The 18,085-nt window shown below is 42.4% G+C and carries 16 protein-coding genes and 1 pseudogene; 8 read left to right on the top strand and 9 right to left on the bottom strand.

The annotated features are described in order from the left end of the window. Window positions 1-206: 206 nt before the first annotated feature. The 4 genes from RM347_RS01000 to RM347_RS00985 form a co-directional block, all read right to left on the bottom strand. A complete protein-coding gene (locus tag RM347_RS01000; protein ID WP_322722211.1) occupies window positions 207-452 on the bottom strand; it encodes a toxin-antitoxin system HicB family antitoxin in 246 nt (81 codons plus the stop codon). A 54-nt stretch (window positions 453-506) separates the two neighbouring features. Continuing rightward, complete coding sequence (locus tag RM347_RS00995) at window positions 507-872, bottom strand: hypothetical protein (protein WP_322722210.1); 366 nt, start codon at window positions 870-872, stop codon at window positions 507-509. Between the two features lie 348 nt (window positions 873-1,220). After that, complete coding sequence (locus tag RM347_RS00990) at window positions 1,221-1,889, bottom strand: (2Fe-2S) ferredoxin domain-containing protein (RefSeq protein ID WP_322722209.1); 669 nt, start codon at window positions 1,887-1,889, stop codon at window positions 1,221-1,223. 64 nt (window positions 1,890-1,953) lie between these two features. After that, a complete protein-coding gene (locus RM347_RS00985) occupies window positions 1,954-2,211 on the bottom strand; it encodes an Asr1405/Asl0597 family protein (RefSeq protein WP_322722208.1) in 258 nt (85 codons plus the stop codon). 509 nt (window positions 2,212-2,720) lie between these two features. On the opposite strand from RM347_RS00985, the gene RM347_RS00980 reads away from it, so the two are divergent. The 7 genes from RM347_RS00980 to nblB all read left to right on the top strand — a co-directional run bounded on the left by RM347_RS00980 (window position 2,721) and on the right by nblB (window position 11,508). Next, a complete protein-coding gene (locus RM347_RS00980) occupies window positions 2,721-3,275 on the top strand; it encodes a Dps family protein (protein WP_194044835.1) in 555 nt (184 codons plus the stop codon). Between the two features lie 551 nt (window positions 3,276-3,826). Further along, window positions 3,827-7,093 carry a carbamoyl-phosphate synthase large subunit gene (carB, locus tag RM347_RS00975; RefSeq protein ID WP_322722207.1) on the top strand — a complete coding sequence of 1,089 codons (3,267 nt, stop codon included), beginning with the start codon at window positions 3,827-3,829 and terminating at the stop codon, window positions 7,091-7,093. Window positions 7,094-7,718: 625 nt separating this feature from the next. Next, window positions 7,719-8,675: an RNA polymerase sigma factor, RpoD/SigA family gene (locus RM347_RS00970; protein ID WP_322722205.1), complete on the top strand. Its 957-nt coding sequence runs from the start codon at window positions 7,719-7,721 to the stop codon at window positions 8,673-8,675. A gap of 231 nt (window positions 8,676-8,906) precedes the next feature. Further along, window positions 8,907-9,251 (top strand): DUF760 domain-containing protein, encoded by a 345-nt coding sequence (locus RM347_RS00965; RefSeq protein WP_322722204.1) that lies wholly within the window; start codon window positions 8,907-8,909, stop codon window positions 9,249-9,251. A gap of 455 nt (window positions 9,252-9,706) precedes the next feature. Beyond that, window positions 9,707-10,123 carry an 8-oxo-dGTP diphosphatase MutT gene (gene mutT / locus RM347_RS00960; RefSeq protein WP_322722202.1) on the top strand — a complete coding sequence of 139 codons (417 nt, stop codon included), beginning with the start codon at window positions 9,707-9,709 and terminating at the stop codon, window positions 10,121-10,123. Window positions 10,124-10,271: 148 nt separating this feature from the next. Then, complete coding sequence (locus tag RM347_RS00955; protein ID WP_322722201.1) at window positions 10,272-10,736, top strand: CBS domain-containing protein; 465 nt, start codon at window positions 10,272-10,274, stop codon at window positions 10,734-10,736. Window positions 10,737-10,842: 106 nt separating this feature from the next. Further along, window positions 10,843-11,508, top strand: a complete 666-nt coding sequence (gene nblB, locus RM347_RS00950) for a phycobilisome degradation protein NblB (protein ID WP_322722199.1) — start codon at window positions 10,843-10,845, stop codon at window positions 11,506-11,508. A 160-nt stretch (window positions 11,509-11,668) separates the two neighbouring features. Here the strand turns inward: nblB and RM347_RS00945 are convergent, their stop codons facing one another. From RM347_RS00945 to radA, 5 genes and pseudogenes are all read right to left on the bottom strand, one after another. Then, the gene (locus RM347_RS00945; RefSeq protein WP_322722198.1) at window positions 11,669-12,385 is read right to left on the bottom strand and encodes a PEP-CTERM sorting domain-containing protein; all 717 of its coding nucleotides are present in this window, start codon (window positions 12,383-12,385) and stop codon (window positions 11,669-11,671) included. Window positions 12,386-12,878: 493 nt separating this feature from the next. Beyond that, entirely contained in the window at window positions 12,879-13,397 is a 519-nt protein-coding gene (locus tag RM347_RS00940) for a DUF456 domain-containing protein (RefSeq protein ID WP_322722197.1), read from the bottom strand. A 442-nt stretch (window positions 13,398-13,839) separates the two neighbouring features. Then, window positions 13,840-14,483: pseudogene (locus RM347_RS00935) on the bottom strand (serine/threonine protein kinase); the annotation flags it as partial. A 266-nt stretch (window positions 14,484-14,749) separates the two neighbouring features. Then, entirely contained in the window at window positions 14,750-15,478 is a 729-nt protein-coding gene (locus RM347_RS00930; protein ID WP_322722196.1) for a Uma2 family endonuclease, read from the bottom strand. 115 nt (window positions 15,479-15,593) lie between these two features. Further along, a complete protein-coding gene (radA, locus tag RM347_RS00925) occupies window positions 15,594-17,120 on the bottom strand; it encodes a DNA repair protein RadA (protein WP_322722195.1) in 1,527 nt (508 codons plus the stop codon). 170 nt (window positions 17,121-17,290) lie between these two features. On the opposite strand from radA, the gene rpaB reads away from it, so the two are divergent. After that, window positions 17,291-18,019: a response regulator transcription factor RpaB gene (gene rpaB / locus RM347_RS00920; protein WP_292717362.1), complete on the top strand. Its 729-nt coding sequence runs from the start codon at window positions 17,291-17,293 to the stop codon at window positions 18,017-18,019. Window positions 18,020-18,085 lie beyond the last annotated feature (66 nt).

The raw sequence follows: 18,085 nt of genomic DNA, 5'->3' as shown, positions 1-18,085 counted from the left end.
CTTAAAGAAGATTCTAGTTAAGACTCCGATGAGCGACTTACAAATATTAAGAATTTGTAGTGACGTGACACAGCTAAATATTAAGCGATTTTTCCTTTTCATGACAATGTGCAGGCGATCGCTCAACTCAATTGCATACAAATATTAAGCGATCGCTTTCACTACTTTAATCTTCTCATGAGAAACTATAGGCGATCGCTTTGTTATTAAGCGGTAGGTAAGCGATCGTAAGATTCCGGTTCAATATCTGGTACTTTCGCTAAAACTGCGTCGTATTTTTCTCGACTGCCTCGCTTTGCTAACTCTCCTAGATAAATTTCAGTTGTTAATGCAGCAATTTTTTCCGCAACTGCTGTCGCCACAAACTGATCGATAGAAATCCCGTCTTGTTTGGCAAGTTCCTGCAAACTTTTGTACAAAGAGTCAGGAAGTTGGAAGCTGAAGTTGCTCATGACAGTCGCAATGATGTATCCCTACGGTATTAGTCAGGTAAAAACGAGATTTATCTAAATCCACTCAAATCCCTGTGTGGCTAAAAATTCTTTAGCTGATTCCAAAATATCTTTACTTAAAATCAGCTTGACTTTTGGACAACTAAGATACAAACAAAAACGCTCAATAAAAAGTTGGTTAGCAGGTTCAATCTTCCTAATGGCACTCCAGGGAATCAACAACGGCGTAAGTCCAAAGCTAAACAAGGGGAAAATACTCAAATAAATCCCTTGAGGATTTGTACCAACATTTAAAGTTCCTTTGTAATACACCAAACCCACAGAACCGCTTTGCATTCGGGAGAAGCTTTGTGGCGGCGCTTCTTGGGTGCTGTAGAGTTTAGCAAGGCGATTCCAGTCATGACGGAATAGAAAAATCATGACTATTGTGGAAAATGTTAAAAAAACGATGTATATCCACTGAGGGGTATGTGGCATTTGTTTTTAAATCATTGATGATTGACGCTTCAAATGTAAGCGATGTCTGACGACAAGTCTCTTTGCGTCTACGCATTCATCAATCAACCACATTCCCTTGAATTTTTCCAAATTATGGGAGCATCCCGGTTAAAAATTACTTAATAAAAATCCTATTCATTCAAAAAACTGACCTTAATTAAAGCCAGTTTTTTGATTTTATTGCAAACTTCTAGCGGACTTTACGGCCGAGTATTAACGGAACACACTTGAGAAGATATTATTAAGCTTTCTCATTAAAATGTCAAGATTTTATGAATTACTTCCCCAAAATTTGCCATTAGATATCGCCACTTCCCTTAAATTCTCAGGCTGTGCTTCTAAACTCTTGTCACCAAAATGCTGATTCATTAGCGCCGGTACTTGTACAGCTTGAATTCGACTATGGCGTGTTTTATCTGGCATAACTAGGTTTGGCCCAGCTTTACAATTTTTCATACAACCAGTGCCTTTGATTGTAACTTGGTCTTCTAAACCGCGATCGCTTAAAGCTGCCTCCAACGCCTGACAAACTGCTTTACCACCGCGTTTCATACAATCAGACTTTTGACACACCAAAATCGTGGCTTTAGCCTTAGCTGGCTTTACCTTGACATTATCAATAGATGGGGGTTCTTGTACTGAAGTAGTCGTCTTAACTCTCTCCATATCAGAACGCGCCGCCATCACACGTTCAGCCTTCAGGGTGACTGTGCCATCCTTCAAATCATGCTTTTTATAACCAACCACTTGCAACCAAGTCCCTGGTGGTAATCGCAAATCAAAAGCAGCCCGTAAATGTTTAGCGAGTTTAATATAAGACTCACCCTCATGAGTCCCCAGCATTAAACCTTTAAGCTTATAGCCATCTTTAATAACAAAATCTATAAACCTGCCTTCAAGGCAAAATTCTGATACTTCCATACTGTGAGATGCACCCATTTTTTTGACCTCCTTTTAACTAATACAAGCTATCAAGCGAGAAATTCTCAGTAGCAGCTACAGATTAGAACTGCTGGTAGCGACTTTGCCAGCAGCACTCAAGAGACCAAATCTGGTCTTTACGGGAGGCTGTAAATCGCCGTATCACACTCCAAAGTTGAATAGCCGCAGTAGGATTGCCAATTTCAACTTTTAATGGCTGGTTAGCCGCACAACTACAGGGAATGTCTAACTCCTTTAGGCGTTGATACACTTGCCAGCGGTCTGCCCAATTCACCTCTACAAGGTGCTTTATTTCTATTTCTGAACTAAACGATTTCAAGAGAATTGCCCTCAAAGTGCAACAAACTTGCAGTAACTACCGCGATTTAAGTCCCTGCTTTTTAAAAGTTTTAGGAGTTTAGCCTCTTAAAACCAGCATACCTTAAGTGCAAACAATTCTCAGTAACTTTGGGAAAAAAATTTAAATTTTTGCAGCCATCCCATATTCAGAGGGGGATGAAGGGGACAAAAAGAGAAGTCTGAGCGCTGGAAGTCAGCGTTCAGAACTTCTCTTGACGGAGACGCTGCACAAACGGAAGGATAAAGGATAATTTTTTCTTTCTGGCACTCTCTGGGAATATGCACATTTAAGTTTTGATGTCAATGTTAATGATAAATACATGCAACTTGATGAGCATGTCATCATCCAGCCAACAATAAACTTGAAATTTTTAGTAAGCAAAAATACAAAATTTTGTAATGGCGAATCGGCCTGCTCTTATTATTAAAATGTTAATATGTTAAGAATAAGCAGTTAAAATCTAAAACTGTTAAAAAGAGAGGAACACAATGTCTGAAACGCAAACTTTGTTACGGAATTTTGGTCATGTATATGACAATCCTGTGTTACTGGATCACAGCGTAACTGCTCCAGTTACAGAAGGATTCAATGTTGTATTAGCTAGTTTCCAGGCACTGTATTTGCAGTACCAAAAGCATCATTTTGTAGTTGAAGGCTCAGAATTTTACTCTCTGCACGAGTTTTTTAACGAAAGCTACAACCAAGTACAAGATCACGTCCATGAAATTGGAGAACGCTTGGATGGACTAGGTGGTGTGCCAGTAGCTACCTTCAGCAAATTAGCAGAATTAACCTGTTTTGAGCAAGAATCTGAAGGCGTATATTCCTCTCGCCAAATGGTGGAAAATGACTTAGCCGCAGAACAAGCCATTATTGGCGTGATTCGTCGTCAAGCTGCTCAAGCAGAGAGTTTAGGCGATCGGGGCACACGCTATCTCTACGAAAAGATTTTGTTGAAAACTGAGGAACGTGCATATCATTTGTCTCACTTCCTCGCCAAAGACAGCTTAACATTAGGGTTTGTCCAAGCTGCTCAAAGCTAAAACTCTCATAATCTAGATTTGTCTACCTAGACTGAAAGAAAAAGTTGGCAGCACGAACTCTTAAAATATTATAAAAAATGGCAGAGAATGGTATCCCTATCTCTCTGCCATTTTTAATCTAAGTAAACATATTCACATAATATTTAACGTTGAAAATATTTAGCAATTAGCTAGTTAAGATAAATTTTTATCTAAGTAATTTATTGTGTGCTAAATAAGCAAACAGATATATACCAAGAAAAATCATAAATTTGTTGCGAGGTTCATTATCTTAAATAATAAAGAATCGCAAAAGCTTTAGAAATCTGAGCATCACAATTAAATAAAATTAGAAATACAAAATAATCGTTGGGTATGGAAAAGAGGCAGAGGGGCAGGGAGCAGGGGGCAGAGGGCAGAGGGGAAAACTCTTCTCTCCTACCTCCCTTCCTCCTCTCCTCCAGTCCGCCTTTGTCATCAAACTTAGAAAACTTAATAATAAAAAGCACGACAGGGGGTAAAGACCCTTAAAATAATCAGGATTTGTATTCTCATATTCCAAGGCAACGACTATGCCCCGCCGTGACGACCTCCGGAAGATTCTACTGTTAGGCTCTGGCCCAATTGTGATTGGACAAGCCTGTGAGTTTGACTACTCTGGCACTCAAGCCTGCAAAGCACTCCGAGAAGAAGGCTATGAAGTGGTTTTAGTCAACTCCAACCCTGCAACGATTATGACCGACCCGGAAACGGCCGATCGCACTTACATTGAGCCACTGACACCGGAATTGGTCGAAAAAGTCATCGAAAAAGAACGCCCAGATGCTCTACTACCAACGATGGGAGGACAAACCGCCCTCAACATCGCTGTTGCTTTAGCGAAAAATGGGGTGTTGGAAAAGTACGACGTTGAGTTAATCGGCGCTAAACTACCAGCCATTGAGAAAGCCGAAGATAGAAAACTTTTTGGTGAGGCAATGGCAAGGATTGGGGTAGCTGTGTGTCCCAGCGGCACAGCCGAATCTTTGGAAGAAGCCAAAGCTGTCGCCCGCCAAATTGGTACTTATCCCCTAATTATTCGTCCAGCTTTCACAATGGGTGGGAGTGGCGGCGGTATTGCTTACAACCAAGAAGAATTTGAAGAAATGGCACAGGTAGGTATAGATGCCAGCCCCGTTTCGCAAATTCTCATTGACCAGTCTTTACTCGGCTGGAAAGAATATGAACTTGAAGTGATGCGCGATCTGGCAGATAACGTGGTGATTATCTGCTCCATCGAAAACCTTGACCCTATGGGCATCCACACCGGAGACTCGATTACTGTCGCTCCCGCGCAAACCCTCACTGATAAAGAATATCAAAGGCTGCGGGATATGGCAATTAAAATCATCCGCGAGATCGGAGTGGAAACTGGCGGTTCTAATATTCAATTTGCCATCAATCCGCTTAATGGCGATGTGGTTGTAATTGAAATGAACCCCCGCGTTTCCCGCAGTTCAGCTTTATCTTCCAAAGCCACTGGTTTTCCGATCGCCAAAATGGCAGCAAAATTGGCTGTGGGCTACACCTTGGATGAAATTAAAAATGACATCACCAAGAAAACTCCTGCGTCCTTTGAGCCGACAATTGACTATGTGGTGACAAAAATCCCCCGCTTCGCCTTTGAAAAGTTCCCTGGCTCTGACCCAGTGCTGACAACCCAAATGAAATCAGTCGGGGAAGCAATGGCAATTGGCCGAACGTTTAACGAATCCTTCCAAAAGGCGTTGCGATCGCTCGAAACCGGACGCGCTGGTTGGGGTTGCGACAAAGCCGAAAAATTACCCAGTGGTGAACAAATTCGCGCCCAACTGCGGACACCTAACCCCGATCGCATCTTCTCTGTGCGCCATGCTTTACAACTAGGGATTAGTGCTGAGGAAATCTACGAACTAACTGGTATTGACCCGTGGTTCCTAGATAAATTTCAGCAACTGCTAGATGTCGAGAAATTCCTCAAGCGGACACCTTTGCAGCAATTGACAAAAGAGCAACTTTATGAAGTGAAGCGAGACGGATATAGCGATCGCCAGATTGCCTATGCCACCAAAACTACCGAAGATGAAGTTCGCGCCTACCGCAAGTCACTTGGGATTATCCCAGTTTACAAAACAGTGGATACGTGCGCCGCTGAGTTTGAAGCATTTACTCCCTACTACTATTCTAGCTACGAAGAAGAAACAGAGGTTTTGCCAGCAACCAAGCCAAAAGTGTTGATTTTGGGTGGTGGCCCCAACCGGATTGGGCAGGGAATTGAGTTTGATTATTGTTGTTGTCACGCCGCCTATGCCTTGAAGAAAGCGGGGTATGAGACGATTATGGTCAACTCTAACCCAGAGACAGTTTCGACAGACTACGATACTAGCGATCGCCTTTACTTTGAGCCTTTAACAAAAGAAGATGTCCTTAACATCATCGAAACTGAAAATCCAGTCGGGGTAATTGTCCAGTTTGGCGGACAAACACCGCTAAAGTTGGCTATTCCTTTACAAGAGTTTCTTAACAATGACACATCAGGACTGCTGACTAAAATTTGGGGTACATCCCCAGATTCCATCGACATGGCAGAAAACCGGGAGCGGTTTGAAAAGATTCTCCAGCAGTTGAATATCTCCCAACCGCCTAATGGTATCGCTCGGAGTTACGAAGATGCGCTGATTGTTGCCAAACGCATTGGCTATCCAGTGGTGGTGCGTCCCAGCTATGTGTTGGGGGGAAGGGCAATGGAAATCGTTTATTCTGATGCTGAGTTGGAACGCTACATGACCTTTGCGGTACTTGTGGAACCAGAACATCCGATTTTGATTGATAAGTTTTTGGAAAATGCCATCGAAGTGGATGTAGATGCGATCGCCGATCATACTGGACGGGTGGTGATTGGTGGTATCATGGAACACATTGAACAAGCGGGGATTCACTCTGGAGATTCTGCTTGCTCTTTACCTTCCATTTCCCTATCACCAGCAGTTCTCAATCAAATTCGCACTTGGACAGTGCAGCTAGCACAAGCGCTGTCAGTCGTGGGATTAATGAATATCCAATTTGCCGTTGTCGGCGCAAGTAGTTATTCTCCCCAAGTTTATATTCTGGAAGCCAACCCCCGTGCCTCTCGCACAGTACCATTTGTTTCCAAAGCGACAGGCATACAGTTGGCGAAATTAGCATCCTTAATTATGTCGGGTAAAACTCTAGAGGAGCTACATTTTACCGAGGAAGTCATTCCTACACATATTGCAGTAAAAGAAGCTGTATTACCCTTTAATAAATTCCCAGGAACTGATACAATATTGGGCCCAGAAATGAGATCCACTGGTGAGGTGATGGGGATTGACAGCGACTTTGGCCGGGCCTTTGCCAAAGCAGAATTGGGTGCTGGGGAGCGTTTGCCACTGACTGGAACTGTATTTGTATCAATGAGCGATCGCGATAAAGCTGCTGCCGGTGTTGTGGTGAAGGAATTTATCGATTTGGGCTTTACAGTGATGGCTACACTTGGTACACGTCGAGTTCTTCTCGAACAGGGGTTGGATATTGAGTTGGTGCTGAAACTCCATGAAGGTCGTCCCCATGTCCTAGATGCAATCAAAAACAAAAAAATCCAACTTATTATCAACACACCCTCAGGGGAAGAAGCCCAGACTGATGCTAGGTTAATCCGCCGCACAGCCTTAGGTTACAAAATTCCCATTATCACCACTATCGCTGGTGCAAAAGCTACCGTCGCCGCCATCCGTTCCTTACAAAATACGACTTTGGATGTAAAAACCATTCAAGAGTACTGCCCGATTGCGAAGGAGTAGGGAGTAGGGAGTGGGGGAAAAGGGAAACAGGGCAGGGGAGGCAGGAGGAAATGAAGAATCAAGGGAGCAGGGAGCAGAAAGCAGAGGGAGGAAAAAGGTAAATTAATTACTCATTCTCCCCCTTACACCCTGCCCCTCTGCCTCTTGCCAATGCCCAATGCCCAAGAAAATTAAGTAATTATTATAAGAGAATGAATATAGTTCTCATTGAGATACTTTAACAAATATGAGGAAAATTATTTGAACCAGATAATTTATTAGATTGACTTCTAGTCAGCCTTGAAAAAATGGGCGACATTGCATGAACTGGAACAACCAGGGAATTTAATGTCGCTATATAGCCAAAACATTCTCATAAATGTTACAATTATTAATAAGGATTCAATAAAAAATGTTTAAAAAGCAACCTTTTATCTAACTGTAGATACTTGTGAAAAGTAGGAAATAACTGTAGTTTTAGCAGTTAAGAAGCCTAAATTTGATTATTATGAGCAGCCGAGTTTCTCGGGCGCGTAAAGTTGCAAACCATAGTATGGGTTCCCAGTCTGACTGGGTAGTACCCTAATAAAGCATCTATCCCTTAATGACCCTACCGCCAAACCCATCATTACCAAAGAGTAGCGCCATGAAGACCGCTCAGACAGCCACAGACCTCGTGCGGACTTACCTGCGTGAGATTGGCCGTGTGCCACTCTTAACCCACGAGGAAGAGATTTTCTATGGTAAACAGGTGCAACGTTCCTGCGCTTTGCACGAATCAAGGGAAAGTCTTGCCACCCAGTTAGGTCGTCAACCAACTCTAGAAGAGTGGGCCAAAGCGACAAAGCTAGAACCACCAGAGTTGAACGAAGCGATCGCTGATGGTGAAATTGCCAAGCGCAAGATGGTAGAAGCCAATTTGCGGCTGGTAGTGTCCGTTGCTAAAAAGTACATAAAGCGCAATGTCGATTTACTGGATTTGATCCAAGAAGGTAGTATTGGTATGCAACGGGGCGTGGAAAAGTTTGACCCCACTAAAGGGTACAGATTTTCTACTTATGCCTATTGGTGGATTCGGCAAGCGATAACTCGTGCTATAGCCGAAAAAGCCCGCACAATTCGGCTGCCTATCCATATAACGGAAAAATTAAATAAGATTAAAAAGGCGCAGCGTCAGTTGTCTCAAAAGTTGGGACGCGCTCCCACGGCTGGTGAGCTAGCTCAAGAATTAGAATTGACCCCCAAACAAGTACGAGAGTATCTAGAAAAAGCGCGTTTGCCCCTTTCCTTGGATTTGCGGCTGGGTGATAATTACGACACCGAACTCGGTGAAATGTTGGAAGATCCAGGAGCATCTCCAGAAGAATTTGTCATGCAATCTTCCCTTTCTTATGACTTAGATCGCCTGATGGGCGATCTCACGCCACAACAAAGGGAAGTGATTACACTGCGCTTTGGGTTAACTGATGGGCAAGCCCTGACGCTGGCTAGAATTGGTGAAATACTGAACATCAGCCGGGAACGAGTCCGGCAAATTGAGCGGGAAGCCTTAACTAAACTTCGCAAGTCTAAAGCCAACATGGATGAATATTTGGCAAGTTAGGCAAAAGTTAGGAGTGATGAGTTTTTAATTAACTCCTTACTCCTCACTCTATTTATTAAGGTGAGAAAATACGCTGACTTTGGTACGGTTACACCTACTTCCACTCTTACGCTAGGCTGTTACATTAGTTGACAGGAAGACTAAATAGCTAGCTAAGTCAAATCCAAAACAAGCATTTAGTATTCAAATCACAAGCACCGCAGCCAGTAGTGGTAGTTAAGGAGCTAAAAAATGAGTAACCCATCCAATCGTGTCTCAGAATTTTTCAATAGCGAATCAGAAACTAGCGATTTACTATGGCAGTACGTTAAATCCTTGAGTCCAGAGACAGTTACCCAGCTATCCAAACCCACCTCTGCCGAAGTTTTTCAGGTGATGGAACGAAATATTACAGGATTATTGGGTAATCTACCTTCAGAACACTTTGGTGTTACTGTTACCACCAGTCGGGAAAGTCTCGGTCGGCTTTTGGCTTCTGCTATGATTAGTGGTTATTTCTTGCGTAACGCTGAACAGAGAATGGATTTTGAAATCGCCCTACAAGGGACTGAAACCAACAACAGCGAAGTTGACTAGAAATATAATAAAATTTGGCAAATTCAATATTGTTGGGTTTGTAGCTAGTCACAGTCACGCTAATACAAATTTGAAATAACCCTCTGCGAAATCTTTGCCTCTAATTCGCAACTATACATCAGCTAAGTTTTTTAAAATATCCAAAATAGTGATGCATTAGGTTGAAATTTCAACGCATATCACCTTACCGCAGGTTAGGAACGCGGAGGTTGGCGTAGAGTAACGCGAAGTTTTTAGATTCGGTTATTTGTAAACTCCTGTGATTTGGTGACTAGTTCCACTAGAGGCGTATTGGTAAATGATTAGTACACATTTGTGGATAAACTAATAGCGGTAGACAACCTTCGCAATAAATTTAAACTCGGCAGAGTTAAAACCAGTCTGCCGAGTTTTGTTATTAGTCAAGAGTCAAAAATCAGAAATTCTTCTCCTACTCCCGATTTTCCCAATCAACTATGAGTGAAACCAGTTCTTTCCCACCCCATAAAATCATTGGTGTTGCAGTAATTTGGAATGACCAAAAGCAAATTTTAATCGATCGCCGTCGTCCAGAAGGAATGATGGGTGGTTTGTGGGAATTTCCTGGTGGTAAAATTGAGCCTGGTGAAACTATCCAAGAGTGTATTCAACGGGAAATTTCCGAAGAGCTGGGAATAGTAATTGAAGTGGGAGAGCATCTGATTACTATTGACCACAGCTACACAGATTTGCGCGTTACCCTCACAGTACATCACTGCCGCCATGTTACAGGTATTCCCCAACCTTTGGAATCCGATGAGATTCTCTGGGTAAATTTGGAAGAACTGGAGCAGTTTCCTTTTCCTAAAGCAAATACTCAAATTATTGCTGCTTTAAAAGAGATTGGGGAGTAGGAAAGAAGCAGGGGGAAAATTCCTCTTCTGTGCACCCTTCCTTCTGCCCAATGCCCAATCCCGTAACAATCTATTAATTGCATCAGGTTGAGTCCCGCAATTTTCTACAATGATCGCAGGGACTTTGATTAAAGGTGTCAGTAAATAAATGCCTAAAACCGTTGCCGATGTGATGAGCCGCGATCCAATTGTTGTTCGGACAGAAACTCCACTGAAGGAAGCTATCCAAATTCTCGCAGAACGCCACATCAGCGGATTACCTGTTGTGGATGATGTTGGTAAATTGGTGGGCATTATCTCAGAAACCGATTTGATGTGGCAAGAAACTGGTGTTACTCCACCTGCGTACATTATGTTTCTTGATAGCGTTATCTATTTAAAAAATCCTGCTACGTATGAACGTGACTTGCACAAAGCACTAGGGCAAACCGTTGGGGAGGTGATGAGTAAAAACCCGATCGCTATTTCTCCTGATAAAACTTTAAGGGAAGCAGCCACAATCATGCACGATCGCAGCGTTCACCGCTTGCCAGTACTTGAAGGCGCGGGTCAAGTAATTGGTATCCTCACTCGTGGTGATATTATTCGAGCAATGGCAGCAAGTCAAGATTAGTCATTGGTCATTAGTCATTGGTCATTAGTCAAGAGTTTTATGACACTTGGCTGTTGTGTTGACTTTTGACTCTTTTTTTACACTTTTGAAAATCAAGGATAACTAAATGAGTATTACTCCGGAGTCTGTTAAGCAATTGCTCAGTTCTGAGGATTTAGGCGATCGCTTACGTGCAGTAAATCAAATCCGTCAACTGGAACCTGCGATCGGCTTTGAATTAATTCAAAGTGCTATTAGCGATCGCAATTCCCGTGTCCGTTACTCAGCGGTGAGTCAAATGGATACACTCGGAACGCAAGATTTACAGTTATCCTTGGATATCTTACGCGATCGCTTGCTTCATGACTCCGAAGTAGATGTACAAGCAGCAGCAGCAGACTGCTTAGGTGCTCTGAAGTTACGTGAAGCTTTTGAAGATTTACAGCAGCTTTATCATACAACCGGTGAATGGCTAATCCAATTCAGTATTATTGCTACATTAGGAGAGTTAGGCGATCCACGAGCCTTTGAACTACTCAAAGAGGCACTCTCATCAGAAAATGAATTAGTCCAAACTGCTGCTATTAGTTCTTTGGGTGACTTGGGAGATATACAAGCAGTTCCCCTATTAGCTCCCTATGCTACTAATCCAGATTGGCAAATTCGTTACAGACTTGTACAAGCCTTGGCTCGTTTGGGTAATGCAGAAGCCAAATCTATATTAGAAACTCTGGCTGATGATGAAGTAGAAGCGATCGCAACTGAAGCCAAAAATTCTTTGCAATCAGCTTAAGTATATCTCCGGTTAAGAAAATTCACGTTTTATATAGATTTGTGTGACAGCAGAAAAAATTTCGACCTAGTTGGTAAATTTTGCATTCCAGCCAGATCGAATAGATAAATTAAAGTTACTTTTAGCAACTAAAAGTAACTTTTTTATATTTAGGATGGGTCTATTGAACGAAACTTTTGCGACGGCGAGACATAGCCATTACTCCACCGACTGCACCCAAGCCTAGTAATGCAGCTGGTTCGGGAACTGAAGTAGTAAATGTACCACCAGAAAAACTTAAATTACTAATTGAACTACCACTAGAGAGAATTGAATTTACGCTAGCAACACTCTTATTGTTGACTTGGAAAGTTAAGTTTCCTCCTCCGTTGGATTTTTCCCCAGTTGCACTGGTAAAGTACCCGAAAAGTGCAACATCTATACCAACGTTAAGACCGCTTTGATTTAGTTTGTAACTAGAAGAAGTCAAGGTAAAAGTATTCAATCCATCCGTTATAGAACTAGTATCTCCTCCAGGGGAAATGATACCAGGAATAGCAAGATAACCAAAGTCAATAAATGGATTGTCTGCAACTTTTGATGAAAATGAGATGATGTTACCTATGTTGCCTGAGTTAAAAGCTGAAAAGTTCCCTGTTGTAGAACCAATTCCAATTGGAGTGATTGGCTGAGGAGTAAAACTTAGCGCATCTTTAGAAAATGTGATTTGGCTACTAGCGAAGGGAGATAAAGTAAAGCCACCGGTAAACTGAATTTCACCACTAAGTGCAGCAGCTTGTGCAGAACCAGCAAAGCTAAACAACCCAGCAGTAGCTAAAGGGATTGTAGCAGTAATAGCTAAAGTTACATTTAGTAATGTAGATTTAAAACCAATCATTATTGTTTGAGGCTCCTAGTAATAACCTTAAATCAGAGCAATTGCTTTACTTTTTATCTCAGTAATTTATAGAAGAAAATACTGTCAGTGAAAGCGAAACTTGCGTGATGTATTTCTTATCTCCATGAAATCACATAGATTTAGGTCCTGCAATATTTACTGAGTGGTCTTCATTACATCTTTAACGTATTACTATCCTTCATGAAATCTTAATTCATTACCTATCTGGGCTTAGTATATCTTTCATTTAATAAGGTTCAAATTGTTGGCAATAGCTCTGAATTGAAGAAAATTACTTTAAGTATAACCAAATTAAATGTAGTTTTTAATACTTCATGTTGCTCAACCATTTTTTAGATAAGTAGAGTATGCAGTGTATCTATTCGCTTCAGTTACTAATCTTTAGTGAAACAGTTCCTCTCGTAAAATAAATGAGAGGAACCAAACTGCTAGTTATTACCGTTGTTATTAAATGTGCTAAACCTTTCAAATACTAAGAGCCAAATACTTGTGGCCAAGTTGTCACAACGAAAACTACAACTGCTGCGATCGCTAACAACCCTTGAATCAAATTTCCAACCAAAGACCCAACTACAATTCCTATGCCCGCCTTAACCGCCAACCCGAATTCACGTCGGTAAAGGTACTCACCAATAATTGCTCCCAAAAGCGGGCCTAGTAAAATTCCTAACAGTGGCCCCCCAAAAGGCAAGGTTGGCAATAATCCCAAAAATCCCACGATCAAACCGACAATTGCGCCAATTTGCCCCCACTTGCTAGCTCCAGCTTGTTTTGCTCCCACATAGCTAGCTAAAAAATCCACTCCGAGACTGAGGAGTAAAACAATAATTGTCACAATAAGTGGAATCTTGATAGCTGCAAAGGAACTACTAACGATTCCCCAGACGATAATTGCAATTAAAATTAAGCTGCTACCAGGAATGGCAGGAACTACAGCACCAATGATACCCACAAGCATTACAGCAAGTAATAGCCAATAAATAATTTGCATAGATAGAATTGTAAATTTCTAAATTTCTAAGTCAGTTAGTCATTACTAGCGCTCTTCCATCACTCTAAGCAGAGGAAAATAAGAAATCCTCAAAGTATAAGGTGTCTGGAATAGCACCTCGCATCCGATTCATCGATGCAATAAGTGCGAGAAATCCAATCGATAAATGCGAAACTGGAAAGACCCTAAGCCAAGGTTTTAGTAGATTAAAGAATCTGAAAGGTTGAATGACTAAGCGTAAATTGTTGAGTAGATTCTTCCAGCCTGAACCAAAGTCCCAGCAATCATGTTCACTGAATTTTGCCACAACTGGATCTAGGGGGTGGTTTACGCTTTTTTCTGGATGATTCGACACTTTACCCTATTATTCTCTCATGAGAGTGATGGAAGAGCGTTATACCAATTTAATATGAAGCTGCATAGAAAAGAGCTTCTAAAATAATGGCATTGGCAACTGTCCAGTCAGCAAAGCATACAATAACATCTATATATTCCCGTCGTTCAGCATCGGGGACACTGCTCTGGTGGGGCATAACCGGGAGTGAGATTCTGAGTATACTGTTGGACTCCACCGGGAATAAATTGTCTGGCAATACCAAAGTCAATTAAGACTGCTTCTGGTTTACCCGGACGCATCATAATATTATTTGGCTTTAAATCCCGATACAGCAAGCCTTTTTCGTGAACTAAAGTTAAAGCGTCCCCAATTTGCCTGATGTATAGCAGTGCTTCTGCTTCCGGCAATGCTCCTTTTTCGGTTATCTGCTTACCCAAATCTTCACCTTCAATGTACTCCATTGCCATGCATGGCAAATTAACCTCATCAAAGACGTTTTCTACCTGCACAATATGAGGATGACGACACAAAGCCAGTCGTAAAGCTTCATCTCGAAAGTCTTGGCGTAATTTATCTTGCTTGCTTATCCAGGCGGGATGATTGAGGATTTGTTCTCTGAGGGTTTTGATGACTCGTAATTCAGCGCGTCGGTTTTTTGCCAGATAGGTGATGCCAATTCCACCTTCACCCAATTTTCTCTCGATTATGTAGCGATCGCCAAACAATTGCTGCCCTGGATTCCACGCCATTAGTCAAGACCGTAGTTTTACTGGTATTTATTTTGGCACACCATAAATATCAGCGTTTGGCAAGGTAGATTTTAGGCGATTCTGATGCAGCCGACAATAGCAAGTATATTCAATTGCAATAAACCTATGGCGATCGCAGTTGTTAAACCCTCATCTTGTCTAACAACTGATATTCAGATTTACTTAATGATTTGTGAGAAATAAGATCTCCGACTTGTTTGACAAGTCGGGGATCAGTGGCTTTTAATTTTTCCTAAAACATTTCATCATACTTCAGGCTCAATGCCTGCCGCCCGCAATTGTGCTGCTAGTCGTTCAGCGCGTTGGCGTTCTTGTTCGGCACGTTGGCGTTCCTGTTGGGCTAACTCGGAACCCCAAGGCAAAAGGTTTCCTTGTTCATCCCACCATCGTAACCACTTTCCTGTGCGGTTTTCACGAGTACCTTGCCACACCCCAAGGTAAAGATTCATTTCTGCTATCCAGTAGCGTTGATTTTCATCAGGCTCTTGCAAAATGTACTGTTCTGTGTTTTGTAAGCGATACGTTTCGATACTGCCGCTATCTGGCTCAAAGATGATGTAGTTTGGCACTTTTAAGATGCGCTCGTAGAAAAACCATTTTCCTGGGGGATATGTGGCTTTGATAGAATATTCTGTTTCCTGTGTATCGGAAATAAATTCCATCACAATTACGGGAATGTCACCCTGTAATTCAGGTGTGTAACTGCGTGTTACTTCTTCTCTATTAACATTAATTTTGGCAATGAAAGCCCAATCAGGCGCTTTAATGACTATTTTGTTGTTTAGAGTGGCACAAATGCCGTAATTAGTTGTTGTTAGGGTGTTAGCTGAAGTTTTTCTGGCTAATTGTAGGCTTTCCGTGAGTGCAGCAGCTAAAGCTGGTTGATTGATGTTGTCCACTGGATCATCTGGGAGTTTGTAATCATCGGGTAGTTTTTCCCAAGTGATTTGGTAGTCTTGGGTGAGGGTTGTCATGATGGGTTTTCCTTTGGTTTGTAAAAGGGATTGGGTACTGGATTTTCACTTGTAAAAATATGGAATTTACTTTGACCCTTCCCAAATTTTGGAACAATTTCCCAGTACCCAGTAGCTACTCATCTTCATCAGGTTCTAAATCGTCGGCTGTCAATTCTTGATGCGGGATGGCGGCGATAATCGCATCTATTACTTTAGAGACGGGTAATATTTCAATATTTAAGTCGGGGAATTTTGTCCCTTTTGGCACGATCGCTCTTTTAAATCCCAACTTAGCTGCTTCTTTCAACCGCAGTTCCATTTGGGAAACCGATCGCACTTGTCCGCCTAACCCAACTTCACCGATTAATACTGTACCGGGATCGACGATGCGATCGCGGAAACTGGCAACAATTGCGATCGCAATTCCTAAATCTACCGCCGGTTCTTCCACATTCAACCCACCCGCAGACGCAACGTAGGAATCTAATTTAGACATGGGAATTCCCACCCGTTTTTCTAAGACGGCGAGAATTTGCACCAGGCGGTTGTAGTCTACCCCTGTTCCAGCACGCCGAGGGGAAGGGTAACTGGTGGGACTCACTAAAGCTTGCAATTCTACAACGATGGGGCGAGTACCTTCGCAAGCAACGACAATTGCCGTACCAGGTGCGGGATCGTCACGGTTGCCTAAAAATAGCTCTGAGGGATTGGAGACTTCTCGCAATCCATCTGTCACCATTTCAAAGATGCCGATTTCGTGAGTTGCGCCGAAGCGGTTTTTTACTGTCCGTAATAACCGATGGGAGGCAAAGCGATCGCCTTCAAAATACAAGACCGTATCTACTAAATGTTCTAAAACTTTTGGCCCAGCGATCGCTCCTTCTTTGGTAACGTGTCCCACAATCAGCATAGTGACATCTTCATGCTTCGCCACCTTCATCAGTGCTGCTGTACATTCCCGTACCTGAGCCACCGAACCTGGTGCAGAAGTCAGCGCTGGAAAAAACACCGTTTGGATACTATCAATCACCGCCACGTTTGGCTTGAGAGAGTCTATTTCCCGTAAAATTTCTTCTAAATCTGTTTCTGGCAGTACATATAAATCTGCACCTATACTGTCAGGGTCTATAGGAAGTGTAGGATCTACTACTACTTTAACATTCTCCTCATTAACCACACTTAGGGTTTTTGATACTCCTAAACGGGAAGCTCGTAACTTTACCTGCTGTCCCGATTCTTCGCCAGTTACGTAAAGGATGCGGTATTTCTGTGCTAATTGGTTTGATACTTGCAGCAATAAAGTTGATTTACCGATACCCGGATCGCCCCCAATTAGCACCATAGAGCCAGGGACAACCCCACCTCCAAGCACCCGATCCAATTCTTCATAACCAGACTCCCAGCGGGCAATTTGGCGATCGGTAATTTGGTCAAATGTTAAGGAGGCTCGCGCTTTAGCTGGTTTAGCGTGAGATTTGCCATTGCTTTGAGTCGATTGCCAACTACTCACTCCCCCCCGACTGGGTACATCTACTGAAGATTGAATAGAAATCTGTTCTTCTAGAGAGTTGTAAGTGCCGCAAGCTGGACATTTCCCAAACCACTGGGGCGATTCTGCTCCACATTCGTTACAAGTAAAAAAGGTTTTTGGCTTTGCCATTCTTAAATCTTATTAAATAATCTTAATATTTACTTAATTCTTGAAAAAAACTAAAAACCAATAATAGTAGTATTTAGAGGTTTTTCCAAATCAATTCATGGAATGATATCTTAATATTATGGTATTAAAAATTAATCATGTAAATTTTTAGTCAAGGAGCCTTGAGAAACTTGGAAAGTCATAAAGAAAAAATCTTGGTGGTAGACGACGAAGCCAGCATTCGCCGGATTTTGGAAACGCGCCTTTCCATGATTGGCTACGATGTAGTGACGGCTGGTGACGGAGAAGAAGCTTTGGAAACTTTTCGCAAAACTGAGCCTGACCTGGTAGTTTTAGATGTAATGATGCCAAAGCTAGACGGCTATGGTGTATGTCAAGAATTACGAAAAGAATCAGATGTCCCCATTATTATGCTAACAGCCTTGGGTGATGTAGCCGATCGCATCACCGGGCTAGAATTGGGTGCTGATGACTACGTAGTTAAACCATTTTCCCCCAAGGAGCTAGAAGCCCGGATTCGCTCGGTGTTGCGCCGGGTAGACAAAACCAGTGCTTCTGGCATTCCCAGTTCTGGGGTAATCCATGTCGCTAATATTAAAATCGATACGAATAAGCGACAAGTCTACAAAGGCGATGAGCGGATTCGATTGACGGGTATGGAGTTCAGCTTGTTAGAGTTGTTAGTCAGTCGCTCTGGAGAAGCTTTTTCTCGTTCGGAAATTTTGCAGGAAGTTTGGGGTTACACACCAGAACGCCATGTTGATACCCGTGTAGTGGATGTGCATATATCCCGTTTGCGGGCAAAGTTAGAAGATGATCCTAGCAACCCAGAATTGATTTTGACAGCGCGGGGTACTGGTTATCTTTTCCAGCGGATTATTGAACCAGGGGAGGAGTGAGGAGATGAGGGAGCAGGGGGAAAGAGGGCAGGGGAGCAGGGAGCAGGGAGCAAGGGAGAAGTTTTT

Source organism: Nostoc sp. ChiQUE02 (assembly GCF_034531305.2).
Lineage (GTDB): Bacteria > Cyanobacteriota > Cyanobacteriia > Cyanobacteriales > Nostocaceae > Nostoc.
This window is presented reverse-complemented; position numbering and strand designations above follow the sequence as displayed.